Genomic DNA, 20,696 nt, shown 5'->3' on the forward strand with positions numbered 1-20,696 from the left:
CGTACCTATGCGCCACGCTGAAGGAGCCCGCGGTGAGTGCTGACCCCCAGATGCTCGCCTTTGAGGCGGACTGTCAACTCTTCACCGGGTGTGGATTCAACGCCCCTGGGCTCCACACGTTCATGTACGAGCCTCTGTTCACGGTCGGTGGCTTCGAGTTCAACAAGCCCATGCTGCTCGCCTTCGTGAGCACGCTGGTCGTCGTCGGCTTCTTCTGGGCGGCCTTCAACAAGCCGAAGCTGGTGCCCGGCAAGGTCCAGATGATCGGTGAAGCCGGCTACGACTTCGTCCGCAAGGGCGTCGTCTACGAGATCATCGGCAAGAAGGAGGGCGAGAAGTACGTCCCCTTGATGGTCTCGCTGTTCTTCTTCATCTGGATCATGAACCTCTGGTCGATCATTCCGATCGCCCAGTTCCCGGTGACCTCGCTCATCGCGTACCCGGTGGTGCTCGCCCTCCTCGTCTACTTCCTGTGGGTCGGGCTGACCTTCAAGAAGCACGGCTTCGTCGGTGGCTGGAAGAACATCCTCGGCTACAACAAGGACCTCGGGCCGATCCTGCCGCTGATCATGGTGCTGGAGTTCTTCTCGAACCTGATCATCCGCCCGTTCACGCACGCCGTCCGGCTCTTTGCCAATATGTTCGCGGGCCACCTCCTGATCGTGATGTTCACCGTCGCGACGTGGTACCTGCTGAACGGCATCGGCGTCCTCTACGCGGGAACCTCGTTCATCCTCGTCATGGTGATGATCGTCTTCGAGCTGTTCATCCAGGCCGTCCAGGCGTACGTCTTCGTCCTCCTGGCCTCCAACTACATTCAGGGCGCGCTCTCCGAGCACCACTGATCGCCTCGGACCTCCCTCCAGCGCAACCCTCCAGATCGTCCGGTGGCCAACCCCCACCGGGTCCTTGAAAGAGAAGGAAGAACCGGCATGTCCGCTCTCCAGACCCTCGCCGCCGTCGAAGGCAACGTCGCCGCCATCGGTTACGGCCTCGCCGCCATCGGCCCCGGCGTCGGCGTCGGCATCATCTTCGGTAACGGCACCCAGGCCCTGGCCCGTCAGCCCGAGGCGGCCGGCCTGATCCGCACCAACCAGATCATGGGTTTCGCCTTCTGTGAGGCGCTCGCCCTGATCGGCATCGTCATGGGCTTCGTCTACTAGGACGAGTCCGGACAGCCCACCTCTTTTTCACGGAAGGCACTGATGTGAGCGCCCTGATCAACATCGCGGCCGCGGGGGAGCCGATGCCGCCGCTGCTCCCGCACCCCGATGAGCTCATCATCGGCACCATCGCCTTCGCGATCGTCTTCTTCTTCCTCGCAAAGAAGCTCCTCCCGAATATCAACAAGACTCTGGAAGAGCGTCGCGAGGCCATCGAAGGCGGCATCGAGAAGGCCGATGCGGCCAAGATCGAAGCCGAGAGCGTGCTGGAGCAGTACAAGGCCCAGCTCGCCGAGGCTCGTCACGAAGCCGCCCGGCTCCGCCAGGAGGCGACCGAGCAGGGTGCCACGATCGTGCAGGAGATGCGGTCCGAGGGCCGGCGCCAGCGCGAGGAGATCATCGCCGCGGGGCACAGCCAGATCGAGGCCGACCGCAAGGCCGCGGCCGCCGCGCTCCGCCAGGACGTGGGCACGCTCGCGACCGATCTGGCGAGCAGGCTCGTCGGCGAGTCCCTTGAGGACTCCGCCCGGCAGAGCCGGACGATCGACCGCTTCCTCGACGAACTCGAGGCAGGCGCCACGACCACGGTGAAGGCGGAGGTCTCCCGGTGAACGGAGCGAGCCGAGAGGCACTGTCCGCCGCTCGCGAGTCCCTCGACGCGCTGACCGACAACACGTCGGCCGACGCGGCGAAGCTCGCCGGCGAACTGGCTGCCGTCACCGCTCTGCTCGAGCGCGAGGTGTCGCTGCGCCGGGTCCTCACCGACCCGGCGCAGAGCGGCGACGCCAAGGCCGAGCTGGCGGGACGGCTGCTGAGCGGCCAGGTGGGCGGCGAAGCCGTCGATCTGGTCTCCGGAGCGGTCCGCTCCCGCTGGTCGCGCTCGCGCGACCTGGTGGACGCGCTGGAGGAGCTGGCGAACACCGCCGACCTCACCGCGGCCCAGCGGGCGGGCGACCTCGACGATGTCGAGGACGAGCTGTTCCGCTTCGGCCGGATCGTGGACTCGAACCCGCAGCTGCGGTCCGCGCTGACCGACAAGTCCGCGAACCCGGCCGCCCGGGCCGAGCTGCTGAGGAGTCTCCTCGAAGGCCGGGCGAACCCCGCCACCGAGCGACTCGTCGGCCGTCTCGTGTCCGCGCCCCGGGGACGTAGCCTGGAACAGGGAATCGACTCCCTGTCCAAGCTGGCTGCGGCCCGCCGGGACCGGATGGTGGCCGTGGTCACCTCCGCGGTACCGCTCAGCGACGCGCAGAAGCAGCGACTGGGCACCGGGCTGGCCCGGCTGTACGGCCGTGAGATGCACCTCAACCTTGAGGTGGACCCCACGGTCATCGGCGGGATCTCGGTCCGGGTCGGTGATGAGGTCATCAACGGCACCATCGCCGACCGCCTCGACGAGGCGAAGCGCAGGCTGGCCGGCTGACGCGCCCCCGCGCGTCCGCCGCCGAGCGGCGGCACAACTGAATTGGCAAGAAAGCGGCCCGGTTGGGCCGTGCAGAGATTGCAGAAGATTCCTGGGGGTCGCCCCCAGACCCCAAAGAAACTTCGGGCCCAACAAGGAGAGCAGGGAACCTGATGGCGGAGCTCACGATCCGGCCGGAGGAGATCCGGGACGCACTGGAGAACTTCGTCCAGTCGTACAAGCCGGACGCGGCCTCGCGCGAGGAGGTCGGTACGGTCAGCGTGGCCGGCGACGGCATCGCGAAGATCGAGGGTCTTCCCTCGGCCATGGCGAACGAGCTGCTGAAGTTCGAGGACGGAACCCTCGGCCTCGCGCTCAACCTGGAAGAGCGCGAGATCGGCGCGATCGTCCTCGGTGAGTTCAGCGGTATCGAGGAGGGGCAGCCGGTCAGCCGTACCGGCGAGGTCCTGTCGGTCGCGGTCGGCGAGGGCTACCTCGGCCGGGTCGTCGACCCGCTCGGCAACCCGATCGACGGCCTCGGCGAGATCGAGACCTCGGGCCGCCGCGCCCTTGAGCTGCAGGCCCCCACGGTCATGGAGCGCAAGTCGGTCCACGAGCCGATGGAGACCGGCTACAAGGCCGTCGACGCCATGACGCCGATCGGCCGCGGCCAGCGCCAGCTGATCATCGGCGACCGCCAGACCGGTAAGACCGCCCTGGCCGTCGACACCATCATCAACCAGCGCGACAACTGGCGCTCGGGCGACGTGAACAAGCAGGTCCGCTGCATCTACGTCGCCATCGGCCAGAAGGGCTCCACCATCGCGTCCGTGCGCGGCGCGCTGGAGGAGGCCGGTGCCCTGGAGTACACCACCATCGTCGCCGCCCCGGCGTCCGACCCGGCGGGCTTCAAGTACCTCGCGCCCTACACCGGCTCGGCCATCGGTCAGCAGTGGATGTACGAGGGCAAGCACGTCCTGATCATCTTCGACGACCTGTCGAAGCAGGCCGACGCCTACCGCGCCGTATCGCTGCTGCTGCGCCGCCCGCCGGGCCGTGAGGCCTACCCGGGCGACGTCTTCTACCTGCACTCGCGTCTGCTGGAGCGCTGCGCCAAGCTCTCCGACAGCATGGGCGCCGGTTCGATGACCGGTCTGCCGATCGTCGAGACGAAGGCCAACGACGTCTCGGCGTTCATCCCGACCAACGTCATCTCCATCACCGACGGCCAGTGCTTCCTGGAGTCCGACCTGTTCAACGCCGGTCAGCGCCCGGCCCTGAACGTCGGTATCTCGGTCTCCCGCGTCGGTGGCTCCGCCCAGCACAAGGCGATGCGCCAGGTCTCCGGCCGGCTCCGGGTGGACCTCGCCCAGTTCCGTGAGCTGGAGGCGTTCGCCGCCTTCGGTTCCGACCTGGACGCGGCCTCCAAGGCCTCCCTGGAGCGCGGTAAGCGCATGGTCGAGCTGCTGAAGCAGCCGCAGTACGAGCCGATGCGCACCGAGGACCAGGTCGTCTCCGTCTGGGCCGGTACCACCGGCAGGATGGACGACGTCCCGGTTCAGGACATCCGCCGCTTCGAGCGTGAGCTGCTGGAGTACCTCCACCGCGAGGAGTCCGGTCTGATGCTCTCCATCCGCGAGGGCGCCAAGATGTCGGACGACACGCTGACCGCGGTCGCCGACGCCATCGCCGCGTTCAAGAAGCAGTTCGAGACCCACGACGGCAAGCTGCTCGGCGAGGACGCCCCGGCCGCCGTCAACGTCTCGAAGTGACGACGGAAGGGACCTGACTCATGGGAGCGCAGCTCCGGGTCTACAAGCGTCGCATCCGGTCCGTCTCCGCGACGAAGAAGATCACCAAGGCGATGGAGATGATCGCCGCCTCGCGCATTGTCAAGGCACAGCGCAAGGTGGCGGCCTCCACGCCGTACGCGACCGAGCTGACCCGCGCGGTCACGGCGGTGGCGACCGGATCGAACACCAAGCACCCTCTGACCACCGAGGCGGAGAACGCCACCCGCGCCGCGGTGCTGCTCATCACGAGCGACCGCGGTCTGGCGGGCGGTTACTCCTCCAACGCCATCAAGGCGGCCGACCGGCTCACCGAGCGGCTCCGCGGCGAGGGCAAGGAGGTCGACTCGTTCATCGTCGGCCGGAAGGGTGTCGCCTACTACGGGTTCCGTGAGCGCAAGGTCGCGGACTCGTGGACCGGCTTCACGGACAGCCCGGAGTACGCGGACGCCAAGAAGGTTTCCGCGGCGCTCATCGAGGCCGTGCAGAAGGACACCGCCGAGGGCGGCGTCGACGAGCTGTACATCGTCTTCACGGAGTTCGTGTCGATGATGACGCAGTCGCCGGTGGACAACCGGATGCTGCCGCTCAGCCTCGGCGAGACGGCGGAGGAGACCGGCGGGAAGACCGAGATCCTTCCGCTGTTCGACTTCGAGCCGTCGGCGGAGGACGTCCTCGACGCACTGCTGCCGCGGTACGTCGAGAGCCGGGTCTACAACGCCCTGCTCCAGTCCGCCGCCTCCGAGCACGCGGCCCGCCGCCGCGCGATGAAGTCGGCGACCGACAACGCGGGTGAGCTGATCAATACGCTCTCCCGACTTGCCAACGCGGCCCGACAGGCCGAAATCACCCAGGAAATCAGCGAGATCGTCGGTGGCTCCAGCGCCCTGGCCGACGCGACCGCGGGGAGTGACAAGTAATGACGACCTCTGTTGAGACGGCCGCTGCCACGGGCCGCGTCGCCCGGGTCATCGGCCCGGTCGTCGACGTGGAGTTCCCCGTCGACGCGATGCCCGAGATCTACAACGCGCTGCACGTCCAGGTGGCCGACCCGGCCCAGGACGGCGCGCTCAAGACGCTGACCCTTGAGGTTGCGCAGCACCTCGGTGAGGGTGTGGTCCGCACCATCTCCATGCAGCCCACCGACGGTCTGGTCCGCCAGGCCCCGGTGACCGACACGGGCAAGGGCATCACGGTCCCGGTCGGCGACTTCACCAAGGGCAAGGTGTTCAACACCCTCGGCGAGGTGCTGAACCACCCCGAGGAGAACGCCAACGTCGGTGAGCGCTGGGCGATCCACCGCAAGGCCCCCGCCTTCGACCAGCTTGAGTCCAAGACCGAGATGTTCGAGACCGGCCTGAAGGTCGTCGACCTGCTGACCCCGTACGTCAAGGGCGGCAAGATCGGTCTGTTCGGTGGTGCCGGTGTCGGCAAGACCGTGCTGATCCAGGAAATGATCATGCGTGTCGCCAACCTCCACGAGGGCGTCTCCGTCTTCGCGGGCGTCGGCGAGCGCACCCGTGAGGGCAACGACCTCATCGACGAGATGGAGGAGTCCGGCGTCCTCGACAAGACGGCGCTGGTCTTCGGCCAGATGGACGAGCCCCCGGGGACGCGTCTGCGCGTCGCCCTGGCCGGTCTGACCATGGCGGAGTACTTCCGCGATGTGCAGAAGCAGGACGTGCTCTTCTTCATCGACAACATCTTCCGGTTCACCCAGGCCGGTTCCGAGGTGTCCACCCTGCTCGGCCGTATGCCGTCCGCGGTGGGTTACCAGCCGAACCTGGCGGACGAGATGGGCCTCCTCCAGGAGCGCATCACCTCGACCCGTGGTCACTCGATCACCTCGATGCAGGCGATCTACGTCCCCGCGGACGACCTGACCGACCCGGCCCCGGCGACCACCTTCGCCCACCTCGACGCGACGACGGTGCTCTCCCGTCCGATCTCCGAGAAGGGCATCTACCCGGCCGTGGACCCGCTGGACTCCACGTCCCGGATCCTGGACCCGCGGTACATCGCCGCGGACCACTACGAGGCCGCGATGCGCGTCAAGGGGATCCTCCAGAAGTACAAGGACCTCCAGGACATCATCGCCATCCTCGGCATCGACGAGCTGGGCGAAGAGGACAAGCTGGTCGTCCACCGTGCCCGCCGGGTCGAGCGCTTCCTGTCCCAGAACACCCACGCCGCCAAGCAGTTCACCGGTGTGGACGGTTCGGACGTTCCGCTCGACGAGTCGATCGCCGCGTTCAACGCGATCTGCGACGGCGAGTACGACCACTTCCCCGAGCAGGCCTTCTTCATGTGCGGTGGTCTTGAGGACCTCAAGAAGAACGCCAAGGAGCTCGGCGTCTCCTGACGCCGGCGATCCGGTGAGGAAGCGGCGGGCGGGGTGCCCCCGCCCGCCGCTTCCCCCGAACCCCCGCACCTTCGGCCCCCGGGCCGGAGCGGGCCCCGGCACGATCGTGTCCGGTGCCCTACTAGACTGATGAACCGACACCCGGCGAAGCCGCCGGGTGGTGACCCGAGGAGCCACCCTTGGCTGCTGAGCTGCATGTCGAGCTGGTCGCCGCCGACCGCCAGGTCTGGTCCGGCGAGGCCACCCTGGTCGTCGCGCGCACCACGTCCGGCGACATCGGCGTCATGCCCGGTCACCAGCCGCTGCTCGGTGTGCTGGAGTCGGGCCCGGTGACCATCCGTACCAGCACCCCCGAGGGTGCCGGGACGGTCGTCGCCGCCGTACACGGCGGATTCATCTCCTTCGCCGACAACAAGCTGTCGCTGCTGGCGGAGATCGCCGAGCTGGCGGACGAGATCGACGCCCAGCGTGCCGAGCGTGCGCTGGAGCGTGCCAAGTCGGATTCGGACGCGGCGGCCGAGCGCCGTGCGGACGTCCGGCTGCGCGCGGTGGCGGTGCGCTGAGCGCCCCGCCGTACGAACAAGACCTCAGCCGCGGCTCGGACTGGAATCCTCCAGACCGGGCCGCGGCTGAGGCGATGCAGGTGCGAAGGGGACCCCTTCTCCGCACGGGGCGGAGGCCGGGTTTGGGTACGACGACGAGGCGAGGAGGTCGGTGGCGATGTTCCTCGTGGTGCTGGTGAGCGTGCTGGCGGTCGTCGCACTGGTGGGGATCGGGCTGTTCGTCTTCGGACTGCGCCGCCGGCTGATCCAGCGCTCCGGAGGGACCTTCGACTGCTCCCTGCGGTGGGACGTCCCCGACGATGCCGCGGAGTCCGGGCTGCCGCCCGGCAAGGGCTGGGTGTACGGGGTCGCCCGCTACAGCGGAGACCGCATCATGTGGTTCCGTGTCTTCTCGTACGCGCCGCGGCCCCGCCGGGTGCTGGAGCGCTCCGCGATCGAGGTCGTCGGCCGCCGTACGCCCGAGGGCGAGGAGGAGCTGGCACTGCTCTCCGACGCCGTGGTGCTGGGCTGTCTGCACGAGGGGACCAGGCTGGAGCTCGCGATGAGCGAGGACGCGCTGACGGGCTTCCTGGCCTGGCTTGAGGCGGCGCCTCCCGGCCAGCGCGTCAACGTCGCGTAGCCGTCTCCCGCTGTGGGGTGCGTGTTCCGGGCCCGTTCCGTAGTAGGTGCGCCGGTTGCCCGTCCCCGGACCGCGGGTACCTGATTCCAAGGCCCTTGGATGACCTCGGCGACGCTCTCCGGGGTGCCCGAGGCACAAGCACCCAGGGGCGCTGGGGGTCCCCCCATGCCGAAGGCATAGGGGGCGGAACTGCGCGAACGGCCACAACGGGCGCGGGGGCGGCCGACTACCGCAGCGACTACGGACCGCACCGCCGGACATCCGACCGCACCGGTCATCCGCTGGGCCCGCGCATGCGAAAAGGGCCGGGGAGAGATCTTTCTCCCCGGCCCCTTCGTCATCTCATGGGCGGGTCACCGGATGCCGTGACCCTCCCTGGTTACTGGAGGCCGTTGTGGACCGCCGTGACCATTTCGCCGTTGCTGGTGTCACCGCTGAACTCCCACCAGAACGCGCCGCCGAGCTCCTGGTTCTTCGCCCAGGTCATCTTGGTGGCGATGTTCGCCGGGGTGTCGTAGCCCCACCAGTTGCTGCCGCACTTGGCGTACCCGGTGCCACCGAGCGTGCCGCTGGACGGGCAGGTGTTCTTCAGGACCTTGTAGTCCTCGAAGCCGGGCTCATAGGTGCCCTGGGCCGGTCCGGTGGCCGTGCCGCCCGGGAGCGTCTGGGTGACGCCGGTCCAGCCGCGGCCGTAGAAGCCGACGCCGAGGAGCAGCTTGTTCGCCGGCACGTTCTTCGCCTTGAGCTTGGCGATGGCGTTGGCCGAGGTCCAGGCCGGGTCCGGGATCGGGTTGTACGTGGTGAGCGGGGAGTGCATGGCGGTCGGGCCCTGGGCGTTCCAGGCACCGAAGAAGTCGTACGTCATGACGTTGTACCAGTTGAGGTACTGCGCCGCCCCGCCGTAGTCGGCGGCGTCGATCTTGCCGCCGGTCTTGCTGTCGGCGGTGATCGCGGCCGTGACCAGGTAGTTCGGGCCGAACTTGGTGCGGAAGGCCTGCGCCATGTTCTTCATGACGGCGGGGCCGCTGGTGTCGCAGGTCAGACCGCAGGCGTTGGGGTACTCCCAGTCCAGGTCGATACCGTCGAAGACGTCGGCCCAGCGCGGGTCCTCCACCAGGTCGTAGCAGGACTGGGCGAAGGCCGCCGGGTTCTGCATGGCCTGGCCGAAGCCGCCGGACCAGGTCCAGCCGCCGAAGGAGAAGAGGACCTTGATGTGCGGGAACTGCTGCTTCAGCTTCCGGAGCTGGTTGAAGCTGCCGCGCAGGGGCTGGTCCCAGGTGTCGGCGACGCCGTCGACGGAGAGGTCGGCGGTGTAGGCGCGCTCGTAGTCGGAGTAGGCGTCACCGATGGTGCAGCGGCCGTTCTGGACGTTGCCGAAGGCGTAGTTGATGTGGGTGATCTTGGCCGCGGAGCCGGAGGTCACCAGGTTCTTCACGTGGTAGTTGCGGCCGTAGACGCCCCAGTTGGTGAAGTACCCCATCTTGATCTTGTTGCCGCCGGGGCCGCCGCCGCCGGGGGTGGTGAAGGTGTGGACGCCGCTGACCGGGCCGAGCTGGTCGATGGTGTCCCGGGCCTGGACCGAGTAGCTGTACTCGGTGCCCTTCACCAGGGTGTTGTCGGTGTACGTCAGCCCGGTGACGGTAGCGATCTTCAGGCCGTCACGGAGGAGGTCGTAGTTCTTGATGCCCGTGTTGTCGGTGGCCGCGGTCCAGGTGATGACGGCCGAGGTCTCCGTCACATTGCTGGAAGCCGGGGTGCCCGGGGCGCTGGGCAGCGGGTCCGTGGGACCGCCTTCGCAGTTGGCGCCGTTGATCTTACAGTTGGACGGCGCGCCCGGGCCGGTGCCGTTGAAGCCGAAGGTGGTGCTCGCGCCGGGAGCCAGCGCGGCGGCCCAGGACTTGCTCTTGGCGGTCCAGCGGTTGCCGACGTTGGTCACGTCGGCGTCCCAGGAGGAGGTGACCCGCGTGCCGGCGGGAAAGTCCCACTCGACGGTCCAGCTGCTGATGGTGGTGGTGCCGGTGTTCTTGACCGTCCACTTGCCCTCGAAGCCGCCGCCCCAGTCGGAGCCCTTGGCGTAGGTGGCAGTGGCCGAGGTCGCGGCCTGGGCGGGTGATGCGAGGCCGACCATCGCGGCCATCGGGATCACCAGTGCGGCCAGGACCGCGGTCACCCTTGATCTGAGTGACCATCGGGCTCTGGGGACGTGCAGAGGTGGGGGTTGAGTGCTCACGGGTGCTCCTTGAGGAGGTCCGGACAGTGGGGGTGGGACCAGGGTGGAACCGTGCACTGCGCACTCTGCGAGGCTCACCGCAGCGTGTGTTCCGGTGAGAGTAAGAAGGTCTGGACCAATCGTCAATAGGTCCAGACCATAGTGAGGTGCCCCCGAACTGCCCCGTCCAACCGCTCGGTTCAGGCCACAGCGGGACGGTCCGTCAGATGCCGAGTTCCTGTGCCAGGACGGCCGCCTGGACCCGGCTGCGCAGCTCCAGTTTCCCGAGCAGCCTGCTCACATGGGTCTTGACCGTGGCTTCCGCCATCCGCAGCCGTTCGGCGATCTCGGCGTTCGACAGGCCCTCGCCCAGACACGACAGCACCTCCCGTTCACGGCGCGTAAGGGCGTCGAGGAGGGCCGGATCGGGTCCGCCGGGGGCGCGAACCGGCCGCGGAGTGGCGAATTCCGCAATCAGTCTCCGGGTCACAGCGGGGGCGATGAGCCCCTCCCCGCGGGCCACCGTCCGGACCGCCTCCAGCAGATCGCGGGCTTCGGTGTCCTTCAGCAGAAAGCCGGACGCGCCCGCCCGCAGGGAGCCGAAGACGTACTCGTCGAGGTCGAAGGTGGTCAGCACGAGTACGTCCGCGAGCCCCTCGGCGACCACCTGACGGGTGGCCGACACCCCGTCGAGCCGGGGCATCTGGACGTCCATCAGCACCAGATCGGGGCGCAGCTCGCGGGCGAGCCGTACCGCCTCCTCGCCGTCGGCGGCCTCGCCGACCACCTGGATGTCCGGTGCGCTGCCCAGGATGAGCACCAGGCCGGCGCGGACCGCGCTCTGGTCCTCCGCCACCAGGACCCGGACGGGTGTCGTCGTGGTGCCGTCGTCTGCCGGGGTCATGCTTCGGGCTCCTTGTCGTCGCGTACGGGCAGGGCGGCCCGTACCCGCCAGATCTTCTCCGGTCCGTCCGCGGGGCCCGGTTCCGGGCCCGCTTCGAACTCCCCGCCGAGGAGTACGGCCCGCTCCCGCATCCCCACCAGACCGGCGCCGGACCCCGGTGCCCGGGGGCCGGACCGGGGGCCGTACGGGCTGGTCACGACCACGGTCAGCCGCCGGCCCGCGGTGTGTTCGAGGACGATGTTCACCAGGCCGGGGGCCGCGTGCTTCAACGCGTTCGTCAGCGATTCCTGCACGATGCGGTACGCCGCCTGCTCGACCGGGGCGGGCAGTGCGGCCGCCCCCGGTCCTTCCCCGTCCCCGCCGGGCCGCCGGTCGTCGAGGACCACGTCGATCCCGCTGGCTGCGCCGTTGGTCCTGGCCTGGGCCACCAGGGAGTCGATCCCGGAGAGCGACGGGCGGGCGGCGGGCTCCCGGTCGTCGCTGTTGTCCCGGAGCAGCCCGATCAGCCGCCGCATCTCGGCCAGCCCTTCGACGCTGTTCTCGCGGATGACTTCCAGCGCGCCGCGGGTGGTCTTGGGATCGTCGAGGGAGAGCGCTGCCGTGGAGTGGATCGCGATCGCCGAGAGGTGGTTGGCGACCAGGTCGTGGAGTTCCCGCGCCATCCGGGAGCGTTCGGCGGTGACCGCCTGGGCCCGGTCCATCTCGGCCAGCAGAGCGGTCTGCTCGGCCCGCAGCCTGGCCGCGTCCGCCGCCTCGCGGTGGTTGCGGACGATCGCGCCGGTGGCCGCCGGAGCGAAGGTGATCAGCCCGAAGACGATGCCCAGCAGCAGGGACTCCGCCGCCCGGAGCACCGCGAGCAGGACACCCGTCACGACGACGGTCAGCACACCGGTGATCTTCGGGAGATGGCGGGTGAACCTGGCCGGGCCGTAGACCACGGCCGAGTACACCGCGTCCGTGAAGACGACGATCGTGATCAGCGAGCCGACCGTGAACAGATCCCCGATCAGTGCCAGACAGCCGACCAGCAGGGTGGTCATCGGCCGGGTGCGGCGGAAGGCCGCCTGGCAGCAGATGACCACGAGCGGTACCAGCGCGGCCCACGGCGGTGTGGGGCTGGTGTCCGGGCGCTGCATATAGAGCCCGAGGGACCAGATCAGTACGCCGCCGACGAGGGCGGCAGCGGCGATGAGGACGTCGTCGCGATGGGGACGGGGGAAGCTCACGTTCCCATCAAACACGGCTCGGCCGCCGCGGGCGTCGTCAGCGCGTGGGAACGGCGGCTACATCGAAAGATGCACTTCCGCGGCCTGTCATCTCCTCTCCCGCGACGACGTTCGGCGGCCCGGGGCGGGGGAGTCTGGACGAGGGAGAGAGGGGTGCAGCCGTGATCGTCACGCTGATCGTGATCTGTGAGGTCGGCTTCTGGGTGCTGCTGGCCGCCGGGCTGGGGGCCCGCTACGTACTGCGCAAGCCGCGTCTGGGGGTGGCGCTGCTGCTGTGCGAGCCGGTGCTGGAGGTCGTGCTGCTGATCGCGACGGCCGTCGACCTCAGGAACGGGGCCGAGCCGAACTGGACGCACGGACTGGCGGCGCTGTACATCGGCTACACGGTCGGGCACGGCCATCGCACGGTGAAATGGCTGGACGGGCTCGCCGCCCGGCGCTTCGACGGTGTGGAGCCGCCGCGGGCACCGAAGTACGGCCGGGAGCGCGCCGCCCACGAGGGCAAGGTGTGGCTGGGTACGGTCACGGGCGCGGTGACCGCCACCGTACTGCTGCTGCTGGCGGTCGCCTACGTCGGCGACGGTGCCCGGGACGACAGCCTCTGGGCCTGGATCGCCCAGGCCTGGAAGATCACCGGCATCCACGGGCTGGTCGCGCTCTGGTACACCCTGGCCCCGCCGAAGGCGCCCGCGGGCCAGGACGACTGGGGCAACGACCTCACGGACGGGCCCCGCGAGCACCAGCGCACCGGCAAGCACCTCTAGGACGTCAGCCAGGAAGTCAGCGCTCGCCTCCGGGGACCCACAGCACGTCCCCGCGCTCCTTGTTCGCCGTCCTGGCCAGGATGAACAGCAGGTCCGACAGCCGGTTGAGATAGGTCGCCGTCAGCGGGTTCATCGTCTCGCCGTGGACCTCCAGCGCCGCCCAGGTGGACCGCTCGGCGCGGCGCACGACCGTACAGGCCTGGTGCAGCAGGGCGGCGCCCGGAGTGCCGCCGGGCAGGATGAAGCTGCGCAGCTTGTCGAGGGAGGCGAGGAAGTGGTCGCACTCCTTCTCCAGCCGGTCGACGTAGAACTGCTCCACGCGCAGCGGCGGATACTCGGGGTTCTCGGTGACCGGGGTCGACAGATCGGCGCCGACGTCGAAGAGGTCGTTCTGGATCCGGACGAGGACGGTGACGACCTCCTCCGGCAGTCCGCCCAGGGCGACCGCGGTGCCCAGGACGGCGTTCGCCTCGTTGGCGTCGGCATAGGCGGCGATCCGCAGATCCGTCTTGGGGGCCCGGCTCATATCACCGAGCGCGGTGGTGCCGTCGTCGCCGGTCCGGGTGTAGATACGCGTCAGATTCACCATGGGACCAGCGTAATGACGTCGCCGGGGGCCGGGCGCGGGGCCGCCGGGGCGGTGGCGGGCGGCGAGGGTCCGGGTCAGCGCGGACATGCTGATGACGGGCATGACAGCAGCGAAGCAGAACCGATTAAAGTTTGCAATGGACTTAAAAAATTCACTGAGATCAAAAATGGACTCCACTGCGGCAGCGGGTAGGGTTGCGGTATGACCGAAGGGCTGAGGGAGCGCAAGAAGGCGCGGACGCGGCGACATATCTCCGATACGGCCACGGGCCTCTTCCTCGACCGCGGCTTCGACGCCGTCACGATCGCCGAGATCGCGGATGCCGCCGAGGTCTCCGTCAACACGGTCTACAACTACTTCGCCACCAAAGAGGACCTCTTCCTCGACCGCGGCGACGAAATCACCGCCCGGCTCTCCCGCTGGGTCCGCGGCCGGGACGTGGGGGAGTCGGCGGCCGCCGCCGTACTGCGCGAACTGCGCGCCGAGGCCGAGGCGGTCTCGCCCCGGATCGGCCTGACCCACGGTCATGAACGCTTTCTGCTGGTCGTCCAGGAGGCCGCCACGCTGCGCGCCGGTCTCGCCCTCCTCCAGCAGCGCGCTGTGGAACAGCTCGAACAGACCCTGCGCGAGGAGACCGCCGCCGCCGTCGGGGATCCGCTGCCCGCTCTCGTGGCCGGGCAGATCGACTGGATCCACCGGTCCGTCCTGGACGCCGTGCGCGGCGGGATGGCGGCCGGCCGCGCCCCCGAGGACGTCGCCGCCGCCGCACTCCTCTTCGTCGACGAGGTCGAATCCCTCCTCGGTGAACGGGTCCTCGGCTACGCCGTACGCACCGTCTGACCGACCCCGGTGATCATCGTTCGCCGTCCCGTCCCGCCCTCGCGGGTGTGATGTCCGTCCGACGGAGCGTGACGCGCATCTCTTCGGCGCCACAGCAGCGGCCGCGGGCGCTAACCTCCGCCGAGAGGCGAAAAGTGAACGACTGTTAAGGGGTGTCGCGTGGCCGGGAAGCTCGCCGTCATCGGGGCCGGACTCATGGGGTCCGGTATCGCACAGGTCTCCGCCCGGGCGGGCTGGGACGTCGTCCTGCGCGATATCACCGACGAGGCCCTCACCCGCGGCACCGACGGCATCAAGGCGTCCTTCGACAAGTTCGTCGCCAAGGGGAAGCTGGAAGCGGCGGACGCCGAGGCCGCCCTCGGCCGGATCACCACCACGACCGATCTCGACGCGGCCGCCGACGCGGATGTCGTCGTCGAGGCCGTCTTCGAGAAGCTTGAGGTCAAGCACGAGATCTTCCGGGCGCTCGACGGGCTGGTCCGGGACGACGCGGTGCTCGCCTCCAACACCTCCGCCATCCCCATCACCAAGATCGCGGCGGTCACCACCCGCCCCGAACGGGTGGTCGGGGTCCACTTCTTCTCGCCCGTGCCGATGATGCAGCTCGTCGAGCTGGTCCGCGGCTACAAGACCAGCGACGAAGCCCTCGCCACCGCACGGGCGTTCGCCGAGTCCGTCGGCAAGACCTGCATCGTCGTCAACCGGGACGTCGCCGGATTCGTCACGACCCGGCTGATCTCGGCGCTGGTCGTGGAGGCCGTCAAGCTGTACGAGAACGGCGTCGCCTCCGCCGAGGACATCGACCTCGCCTGCAAGCTGGGCTTCGGCCATGCGATGGGGCCGCTGGCCACCACCGACCTCACGGGCGTGGACATCCTGATGCACGCCACCGGCAATATCTACACCGAGTCCCAGGACGAGAAGTTCGCCCCGCCGGAGCTGATGCGCCGGATGGTGGACGCGGGTGACATCGGGCGCAAGAGCGGGCAGGGCTTCTACACGTACTGACGCGTCCGACCGGGCTTCCGGGCCCCGTCGATCACCCTTCGGAGTGATTTCGGTATCGGTTCGCTTACAACCAGCAACCCTGCGGCCCGTAATGCAGTCAGTTGATGGAGAACCGCAGTGGACTGACGGAACCGCACGGACGGGACGGCACCAGCAGGCCGACCCGGACGGACCGGACGCACCGGACGCACCGGAAAAGATTCAGTGCGCCGTGACGGGGTATCCCCGCCCGCGCCCGGCGGCGTGGGGGTGTCCCCAACAGCCGGACGAACGACAGCCGAAGCACTCTCGGGAGCGCATATGCACATCAGGGGCGACCACACCGAGCTGGTCGTCGGGGGCCGCCTCGACGTCCGGAGCGCGGCGGACGCCCGTACGGTCCTCCACACGGCCGTCGACGACGGGGACGGGGATCTGGTGCTCGACCTCACCGCCCTCGACTCCTGGGACGCCACCGGGCTCGGGGTCATCATGGGCGCCCACCGCCGGGCCGGACGCTGCGGCCGGCGGCTCGTCCTGCGCGGAGTGCCGCCGCAGATGCAGCGGTTGCTGGTCGCCACCCGGCTGCACCGCATTCTCGCCATCGAGGGCGGCCTCGCCGCGGAATCACTGCCCCGCGTCTGACCCCCCGTCCGGTCCGGTTCCGGCCACCGCCGCCGTGCTCCACGGCCGGGCAGGGCACCGGACGTCCGTACGGCCCCCACACCTTCCGCCGATTTCTCATGGGATCGTGACCTCGCGGACCGCGCGGCACCCCCCGGGCAGGGGGATACCCTGCCACCGTCAAGGGTTCGGTTCCGGCCGCCGCCCGGAGCCGCGGAACGGCCGGACGGATAGGTACGGGCAAGCACGGGAACGGACGGGAACCCGTGCGAACGCCTGTCCGGAGCCGGGGAACAAGGGAGCCAATGAAGCCGAGGGAGCCGATGAACAGGGCCAGTTCCGGCGGGAGCGGCGGTACGCCGCGCGCCCCGCGCGACCCCGCCGTGGAGAACTTCGCCCACCCCGCGCCCGCCCCCGTCCGCATCACCCCGGTCGTCGCGGGCGACTACCTGCTCACCGTCAACCCCGTCGACGGCAGCGAGATCGTCCTCCGCCCGCCCGGCGGCGCCCCCGCGGACCAGAACTGGCCGGCCGGGCCCGAGCGGCGGACCGCCGCCGAACGCGCCGCCCACGAGCGGGCCGGAGCACCCCCCGTACCCTCGGGACCGGCTCAGCCGCGCCCCGGGCTCGTCGAACGCGACGAGGTACGCGAACGCCTCGGCCGGCTCCTCGGCCGCGGCCGCTCCGTCCGGCTCACCGGCCCCCCGGGATCGGGCCGCACCGCCCTGCTCGACCTCGTCGCCCAGGACTGCGCCGGCCTCGCCCCGGACGGCGTGATCCGGCTCAACGGGCTCCACCGCACCGCCGGTGAGCTGCTCCACGCCCTGTTCGCCGCCGTGCACCGCAGCGAGCGCCACCGCCTCGACCGGACCGAACTCCTCACCGAGATCGCCGCGATCGGCGCCGTCGTCGTCCTCGACGATTTCGAAGGACCGGCTTCCGCCCTGACGGAACTCCTCGACGCGGCGCCCGAATGCGCCTTCCTGATCGCCTCCCTCCCGGCCGCGCCCGACTCCGGCGACGAACCCCACGGCCCCCGGATCGACGAGGCCGAACTCGAAGGGCTCAGCCGGGCCGGCTCCCTCGCCCTCCTCGCCCGGCTCGTCGACCGCGACCTCACCGAGGACGAGCGCAACTGGGCGGGCGACCTGTGGTTCGAGTCCGAGGGGCTGCCGCTCCGCTTCGTCCAGGCCGGAGCCCTGCTGCGGCAGAGCGACGCACTGCGCGTCGACGCCGAGGCCGCGGAGGACGCCTCCCCCTTCGAAGGCGCCCGGACCACCGGCGTACGGCTCCCGACACTCGGTCAGGGCGCGGCCCCCGCCGCGCTGCTCGCGTCCCGGCTCGGGGAGAGCGCGCGCGAGACCCTGCGGCTCGCCGTCGCCCTCGGCGGCGAGGTACCGCACCAGGCGCATCTGCCCGCCCTCATCGACGACACCCACGCCGACAGCGCCCTCGGAGAGCTGACGGCCTGCGGGCTGCTCTCGCCCGCCGGACCGCGCTGGCGGCTCGCCCCCGGCGCCCTCGACCAGTTGAAGGAGAAGGGGTACGGCCCCGATCCGGGCCCCGAATCCGGCACCGGTCCCGGCTCCGGCTCCGGTGCCTCCGACGGCCGTCCGGACGACGGCACGGACCGCGCCCACACCGCCGCCCGGCACTACGCCTGGTGGACCGCACACCCCTCGGTCACCGCGGAACGCGTCGTCGTCGAGGCCGACGCCGTACTCGCCGCCCTGACCGCCCTGCTCGCGGGCCGGGTCCCCGGACGGCTCGGCACCGCCGTACGGCTCGCGCGCGCCGCGGCCCCCGTCTTCGCCGCCGGACTGCACTGGACGGCCTGGGAGAGCACGCTGCGGATGGGCTCGGAGGCCGCCCGAATAGCGGGAGAGGTCGCCGAGGAGGCCTACTTCCACCATGAACTGGGCGTCCTCGCGCTCTGCACCGACAACCTCGGCCGGGCCCGCGCCGAACTGGAAGCCTCCATCGGGCTCCGCGGGGCACTCGCCGACAAGAACGGCACCGTCGCGGGGCGCCGCGCCCTGGCCCTGGTCACCGACCGCGAGAAGCGGCCGGCCGACGGGGCCGGCGCCGTCGTGCCCGCGCCCCGGGCGATAGGGCCCGGCGCTCCGGCCGCGCCCCAACTGCTCCCGGTACCCGTGCCCGTACCGCCCCCGCTGCCCGTACCCGCCCCGCGTACCCTCCGGAAGCCGGACGACGACGAGGTGGCGTCCCGGCTCGGACCGCGCCCGGTGGAGCTCGGGAGGCCCCCGGTGCGGCCCGCGCTGCCCACGGGCGCCGTGGCGGCCATCTCGGAGCCCCTGACGGTGCCGGAGGCCCTCGCCGCGGTCCCGTACCCGCAGAAGGAACCGCGCCGCCGCCGCGGCGCACCGCTGCTGGGCAGCGCCCGGCGCAATCTGGTGGCGGCGGGCGCCGGTGCGGTGCTCGTCGCGGTCCTGGGCACCGTCCTCACGTTCGCCCCGGCGTCCGACGAGGTCGACCCGCCCGGCACCCGGGTCGACCCCGGCGACTCCGCACCCGACGAGGACCTCCGCGAGGACGGAGCGACCACCGGGGAACCCGCCCCGCCGCAGAACCCGGTGATCGGTGACCCGACCCGGGAGCCGTCCCGTACGGCATCGCCCGGACGGTCCCCCTCGCCGTCGCCCTCCGCGTCCCGGGAGACGGGACGCGAGACGGCACGCCCGTCGGACTCCCCGTCACCCGAGGACCCGCGGCCGACCCGGTCGACGCCGCCGACGTCGCCGAAGCCGTCGAACAGCGGAAGGCCGACGACGTCGCCGGGCCCCACGACGAGCGGCACGCCGCCGCAGTCACCGAGCCCCGGGCCGACGGGCAGCGAGAGTTCCAGGCCGCCGTCCATGGAATCGGCACCCGAAGCGGCCGTGTCCGCCACATCGGACCCGGCACCGGACCCGGCACCGGACCCGGCACCAGCCCCGGACTCCGGCTCCCCGTCCGCGGACTGACGCCCGGTTCCGGACACGGCACCGCCCCGGCCCGGGACTCCGGGACGGGGCGGTCGTGACGGGCGCGCGGCCCGGCATCAGAGCAGTCAGAACAAACGGACCAGCCGGACCAGCCGGAACAATCAGAACAGTTTGAGTTTGTCGTCCTCGATACCGCGCAGGGCCTCGTAGTCCAGGACGACGCAGTGCATACCGCGGTCCGTCGCCAGCACCCGGGCCTGGGGCTTGATCTCCTGGGCCGCGAACACCCCGCGGACCGGCGCCAGATGCGGATCGCGGTTCAGCAGCTCCAGATAGCGCGTGAGCTGCTCCACCCCGTCGATCTCGCCGCGCCGCTTGATCTCCACGGCGACCGTGGCCCCGTCGGCGTCCCGGCACAGGATGTCCACCGGCCCGATCGCGGTGGGGTACTCACGGCGGATGAGCGTATAGCCGTCGCCGAGTGTCTCGATCCGGTCGGCCAGCAGCTCCTGGAGGTGCGCCTCGACACCGTCCTTGATCAGACCGGGGTCGATCCCCAGCTCGTGCGACGAATCATGGAGGACCTCCTCCATGGTGATGATCAGTTTTTCGCCCGCCTTGTTGATGACCGTCCAGACGCTTCCGTCGCCCTCCTTGAGGGTGCACGGAGGCGACATCCAGTTCAGCGGTTTGTACGCCCGGTCGTCCGCATGGACGGAGACACTGCCGTCCGCCTTCACCAGGATCAGACGGGGAGCGGACGGGAGGTGGGCGGTGAGCCGGCCCGCGTAGTCCACGGAGCAACGGGCGATGACGAGGCGCATGGTCGGCAACGCTACTCGACGCACACCGCCGCGCGCGATTCCCCCTGCGCTCCTCCGTCCGCACCCGCTACTGAGCCTGGCTGAGCCCCATCGGGTCGCCCCACTTGTCCCTGTTCGTTTCTGGCTGGTTGTCGGCCCAATCTTCTGGTGCCACCGGGACACCGCACTTACCGTGGATGCAGGAGGTTGCCGGACGCGTACTCTGCGTCGTCATTTTCCTGCGCATGCCGGTGCCACCGGGGGACCGGCGGACCTCCTTCCCTGCCCGTAAGACCCCGGGATCCGGGGTCGCGAGAGGAGAACCCATGTCGCTCGACGTCTCACCGGCGCTGTTGGAACAGGCCGAGCGAGGCGAGGTCGACGAAGCCGCCTTCGTCGACTGCGTCCGGACCTCCCTGCCCTACGCATGGGAGATGATCAGCTCACTGGTGGCCAAGCTGAAGGTGGACGGCGGGGACTTCGCCGACAACCAGACGCCGCCGCCGGACGAGCAGGCACGTGGTCAACTGCTGCGCGCGCTCGCGAGTGACGCGATACGCGGTGCGCTCCAGCGGCACTTCGGAGTACGTCTCGCCTTCCAGAACTGCCACCGCGTCGCGGTGTTCCCGCTGGACCCGTCGGTGGACGAGCGGCTCGGCCGTTTCACCTCCCCCCGGGCGCAGCTGCTCAACCAGTCACCGGAGTTCCGCGACTGCTGATCCGAGCGGGCGGCAGCGGAACGGCCTCGCGGTACGGGAAGTGAGGGGCGTCCGGCCGCCGGGGGTCCCCCCACGCCGTCAGGCTTAGGCCCTGTCCGGGCCTGGGGGGAGGGCGGCTCCCGTGAGCCCCCCGCACGGGACGCTTCCCGGAGCGGGGGGAACTCGGGGCGGCCGGGCCCGGGCGCGG

General features: G+C 70.2%; 20 protein-coding genes. 15 read left to right on the forward strand and 5 right to left on the reverse strand.

All coding sequences use genetic code 11. The features are described from left to right. Window positions 1-32 precede the first annotated feature (32 nt). The 9 genes from atpB to B7R87_RS23335 all read left to right on the forward strand — a co-directional run bounded on the left by atpB (window position 33) and on the right by B7R87_RS23335 (window position 7,899). The gene (gene atpB, locus B7R87_RS23295; RefSeq protein WP_040914195.1) at window positions 33-845 is read left to right on the forward strand and encodes a F0F1 ATP synthase subunit A; all 813 of its coding nucleotides are present in this window, start codon (window positions 33-35) and stop codon (window positions 843-845) included. A gap of 87 nt (window positions 846-932) precedes the next feature. After that, window positions 933-1,163 (forward strand): ATP synthase F0 subunit C, encoded by a 231-nt coding sequence (atpE, locus tag B7R87_RS23300; RefSeq protein ID WP_006346597.1) that lies wholly within the window; start codon window positions 933-935, stop codon window positions 1,161-1,163. 44 nt (window positions 1,164-1,207) lie between these two features. After that, window positions 1,208-1,774, forward strand: a complete 567-nt coding sequence (locus tag B7R87_RS23305; RefSeq protein WP_130584820.1) for a F0F1 ATP synthase subunit B — start codon at window positions 1,208-1,210, stop codon at window positions 1,772-1,774. Beyond that, window positions 1,771-2,586, forward strand: coding sequence for a F0F1 ATP synthase subunit delta (locus tag B7R87_RS23310; protein WP_006346595.1), 816 nt, complete (start codon window positions 1,771-1,773; stop codon window positions 2,584-2,586). Before B7R87_RS23305 ends, B7R87_RS23310 begins: the two co-directional genes overlap by 4 nt. Before the next feature lie 152 nt (window positions 2,587-2,738). Further along, complete coding sequence (gene atpA, locus B7R87_RS23315; protein ID WP_006346594.1) at window positions 2,739-4,337, forward strand: F0F1 ATP synthase subunit alpha; 1,599 nt, start codon at window positions 2,739-2,741, stop codon at window positions 4,335-4,337. A 20-nt stretch (window positions 4,338-4,357) separates the two neighbouring features. Continuing rightward, a complete protein-coding gene (locus tag B7R87_RS23320) occupies window positions 4,358-5,275 on the forward strand; it encodes a F0F1 ATP synthase subunit gamma (RefSeq protein WP_006346593.1) in 918 nt (305 codons plus the stop codon). Continuing rightward, the gene (gene atpD, locus B7R87_RS23325) at window positions 5,275-6,717 is read left to right on the forward strand and encodes a F0F1 ATP synthase subunit beta (RefSeq protein WP_006346592.1); all 1,443 of its coding nucleotides are present in this window, start codon (window positions 5,275-5,277) and stop codon (window positions 6,715-6,717) included. Before B7R87_RS23320 ends, atpD begins: the two co-directional genes overlap by 1 nt. A gap of 179 nt (window positions 6,718-6,896) precedes the next feature. Next, window positions 6,897-7,280: a F0F1 ATP synthase subunit epsilon gene (locus B7R87_RS23330; protein ID WP_006346591.1), complete on the forward strand. Its 384-nt coding sequence runs from the start codon at window positions 6,897-6,899 to the stop codon at window positions 7,278-7,280. 157 nt (window positions 7,281-7,437) lie between these two features. Then, a complete protein-coding gene (locus B7R87_RS23335; RefSeq protein WP_006346590.1) occupies window positions 7,438-7,899 on the forward strand; it encodes a DUF2550 domain-containing protein in 462 nt (153 codons plus the stop codon). A gap of 379 nt (window positions 7,900-8,278) precedes the next feature. Here the strand turns inward: B7R87_RS23335 and B7R87_RS23340 are convergent, their stop codons facing one another. From B7R87_RS23340 to B7R87_RS23350, 3 genes are all read right to left on the reverse strand, one after another. Further along, window positions 8,279-10,027, reverse strand: coding sequence for a glycoside hydrolase family 18 chitinase (locus tag B7R87_RS23340; protein ID WP_040914197.1), 1,749 nt, complete (start codon window positions 10,025-10,027; stop codon window positions 8,279-8,281). 304 nt (window positions 10,028-10,331) lie between these two features. Then, a complete protein-coding gene (locus B7R87_RS23345) occupies window positions 10,332-11,012 on the reverse strand; it encodes a response regulator (RefSeq protein ID WP_006346588.1) in 681 nt (226 codons plus the stop codon). Continuing rightward, the gene (locus B7R87_RS23350) at window positions 11,009-12,238 is read right to left on the reverse strand and encodes a sensor histidine kinase (protein WP_006346587.1); all 1,230 of its coding nucleotides are present in this window, start codon (window positions 12,236-12,238) and stop codon (window positions 11,009-11,011) included. Before B7R87_RS23350 ends, B7R87_RS23345 begins: the two co-directional genes overlap by 4 nt. A gap of 161 nt (window positions 12,239-12,399) precedes the next feature. Between B7R87_RS23350 and B7R87_RS23355 the strand changes: the two genes are divergently transcribed. Next, the gene (locus tag B7R87_RS23355) at window positions 12,400-13,002 is read left to right on the forward strand and encodes a hypothetical protein (protein WP_006346586.1); all 603 of its coding nucleotides are present in this window, start codon (window positions 12,400-12,402) and stop codon (window positions 13,000-13,002) included. A 16-nt stretch (window positions 13,003-13,018) separates the two neighbouring features. On the opposite strand, the gene B7R87_RS23360 is transcribed toward B7R87_RS23355, so the two are convergent. Beyond that, entirely contained in the window at window positions 13,019-13,591 is a 573-nt protein-coding gene (locus B7R87_RS23360) for a cob(I)yrinic acid a,c-diamide adenosyltransferase (protein ID WP_006346585.1), read from the reverse strand. Between the two features lie 201 nt (window positions 13,592-13,792). On the opposite strand from B7R87_RS23360, the gene B7R87_RS23365 reads away from it, so the two are divergent. The 4 genes from B7R87_RS23365 (at window position 13,793) to B7R87_RS23380 (ending at window position 19,026) form a co-directional block, all read left to right on the forward strand. Continuing rightward, window positions 13,793-14,431 (forward strand): TetR/AcrR family transcriptional regulator, encoded by a 639-nt coding sequence (locus tag B7R87_RS23365; RefSeq protein WP_006346584.1) that lies wholly within the window; start codon window positions 13,793-13,795, stop codon window positions 14,429-14,431. A gap of 159 nt (window positions 14,432-14,590) precedes the next feature. Further along, entirely contained in the window at window positions 14,591-15,439 is an 849-nt protein-coding gene (locus B7R87_RS23370; RefSeq protein ID WP_006346583.1) for a 3-hydroxyacyl-CoA dehydrogenase family protein, read from the forward strand. Between the two features lie 300 nt (window positions 15,440-15,739). After that, window positions 15,740-16,063, forward strand: a complete 324-nt coding sequence (locus B7R87_RS23375; protein ID WP_006346582.1) for an STAS domain-containing protein — start codon at window positions 15,740-15,742, stop codon at window positions 16,061-16,063. Between the two features lie 302 nt (window positions 16,064-16,365). Then, window positions 16,366-19,026: an ATP-binding protein gene (locus B7R87_RS23380; RefSeq protein WP_130584819.1), complete on the forward strand. Its 2,661-nt coding sequence runs from the start codon at window positions 16,366-16,368 to the stop codon at window positions 19,024-19,026. Between the two features lie 122 nt (window positions 19,027-19,148). On the opposite strand, the gene nucS is transcribed toward B7R87_RS23380, so the two are convergent. Next, window positions 19,149-19,811, reverse strand: coding sequence for an endonuclease NucS (gene nucS, locus B7R87_RS23385; protein WP_006346578.1), 663 nt, complete (start codon window positions 19,809-19,811; stop codon window positions 19,149-19,151). 305 nt (window positions 19,812-20,116) lie between these two features. On the opposite strand from nucS, the gene B7R87_RS23390 reads away from it, so the two are divergent. Beyond that, the gene (locus tag B7R87_RS23390; RefSeq protein WP_006346577.1) at window positions 20,117-20,509 is read left to right on the forward strand and encodes an SCO5389 family protein; all 393 of its coding nucleotides are present in this window, start codon (window positions 20,117-20,119) and stop codon (window positions 20,507-20,509) included. Window positions 20,510-20,696 lie beyond the last annotated feature (187 nt).

Origin of the sequence: Streptomyces tsukubensis (assembly GCF_003932715.1) — a bacterium.
Lineage (GTDB): Bacteria > Actinomycetota > Actinomycetes > Streptomycetales > Streptomycetaceae > Streptomyces > Streptomyces tsukubensis.

What these genes read in the sequence shown, in the direction of transcription:
- atpE (WP_006346597.1), top strand. Translation starts at nt 933, where the DNA reads ATGTCCGCTCTCCAGACCCTCGCCGCCGTCGAAGGCAACGTCGCCGCC.
- atpA (WP_006346594.1), top strand. Translation starts at nt 2,739, where the DNA reads ATGGCGGAGCTCACGATCCGGCCGGAGGAGATCCGGGACGCACTGGAG.
- B7R87_RS23320 (WP_006346593.1), top strand. Translation starts at nt 4,358, where the DNA reads ATGGGAGCGCAGCTCCGGGTCTACAAGCGTCGCATCCGGTCCGTCTCC.
- atpD (WP_006346592.1), top strand. Translation starts at nt 5,275, where the DNA reads ATGACGACCTCTGTTGAGACGGCCGCTGCCACGGGCCGCGTCGCCCGG.
- B7R87_RS23335 (WP_006346590.1), top strand. Translation starts at nt 7,438, where the DNA reads ATGTTCCTCGTGGTGCTGGTGAGCGTGCTGGCGGTCGTCGCACTGGTG.
- B7R87_RS23340 (WP_040914197.1), bottom strand. Translation starts at nt 10,027, where the DNA reads ATGGTCGGCCTCGCATCACCCGCCCAGGCCGCGACCTCGGCCACTGCC.
- B7R87_RS23345 (WP_006346588.1), bottom strand. Translation starts at nt 11,012, where the DNA reads ATGACCCCGGCAGACGACGGCACCACGACGACACCCGTCCGGGTCCTG.
- B7R87_RS23360 (WP_006346585.1), bottom strand. Translation starts at nt 13,591, where the DNA reads ATGGTGAATCTGACGCGTATCTACACCCGGACCGGCGACGACGGCACC.
- B7R87_RS23365 (WP_006346584.1), top strand. Translation starts at nt 13,793, where the DNA reads ATGACCGAAGGGCTGAGGGAGCGCAAGAAGGCGCGGACGCGGCGACAT.
- B7R87_RS23375 (WP_006346582.1), top strand. Translation starts at nt 15,740, where the DNA reads ATGCACATCAGGGGCGACCACACCGAGCTGGTCGTCGGGGGCCGCCTC.
- B7R87_RS23380 (WP_130584819.1), top strand. Translation starts at nt 16,366, where the DNA reads ATGAACAGGGCCAGTTCCGGCGGGAGCGGCGGTACGCCGCGCGCCCCG.
- nucS (WP_006346578.1), bottom strand. Translation starts at nt 19,811, where the DNA reads ATGCGCCTCGTCATCGCCCGTTGCTCCGTGGACTACGCGGGCCGGCTC.
- B7R87_RS23390 (WP_006346577.1), top strand. Translation starts at nt 20,117, where the DNA reads ATGTCGCTCGACGTCTCACCGGCGCTGTTGGAACAGGCCGAGCGAGGC.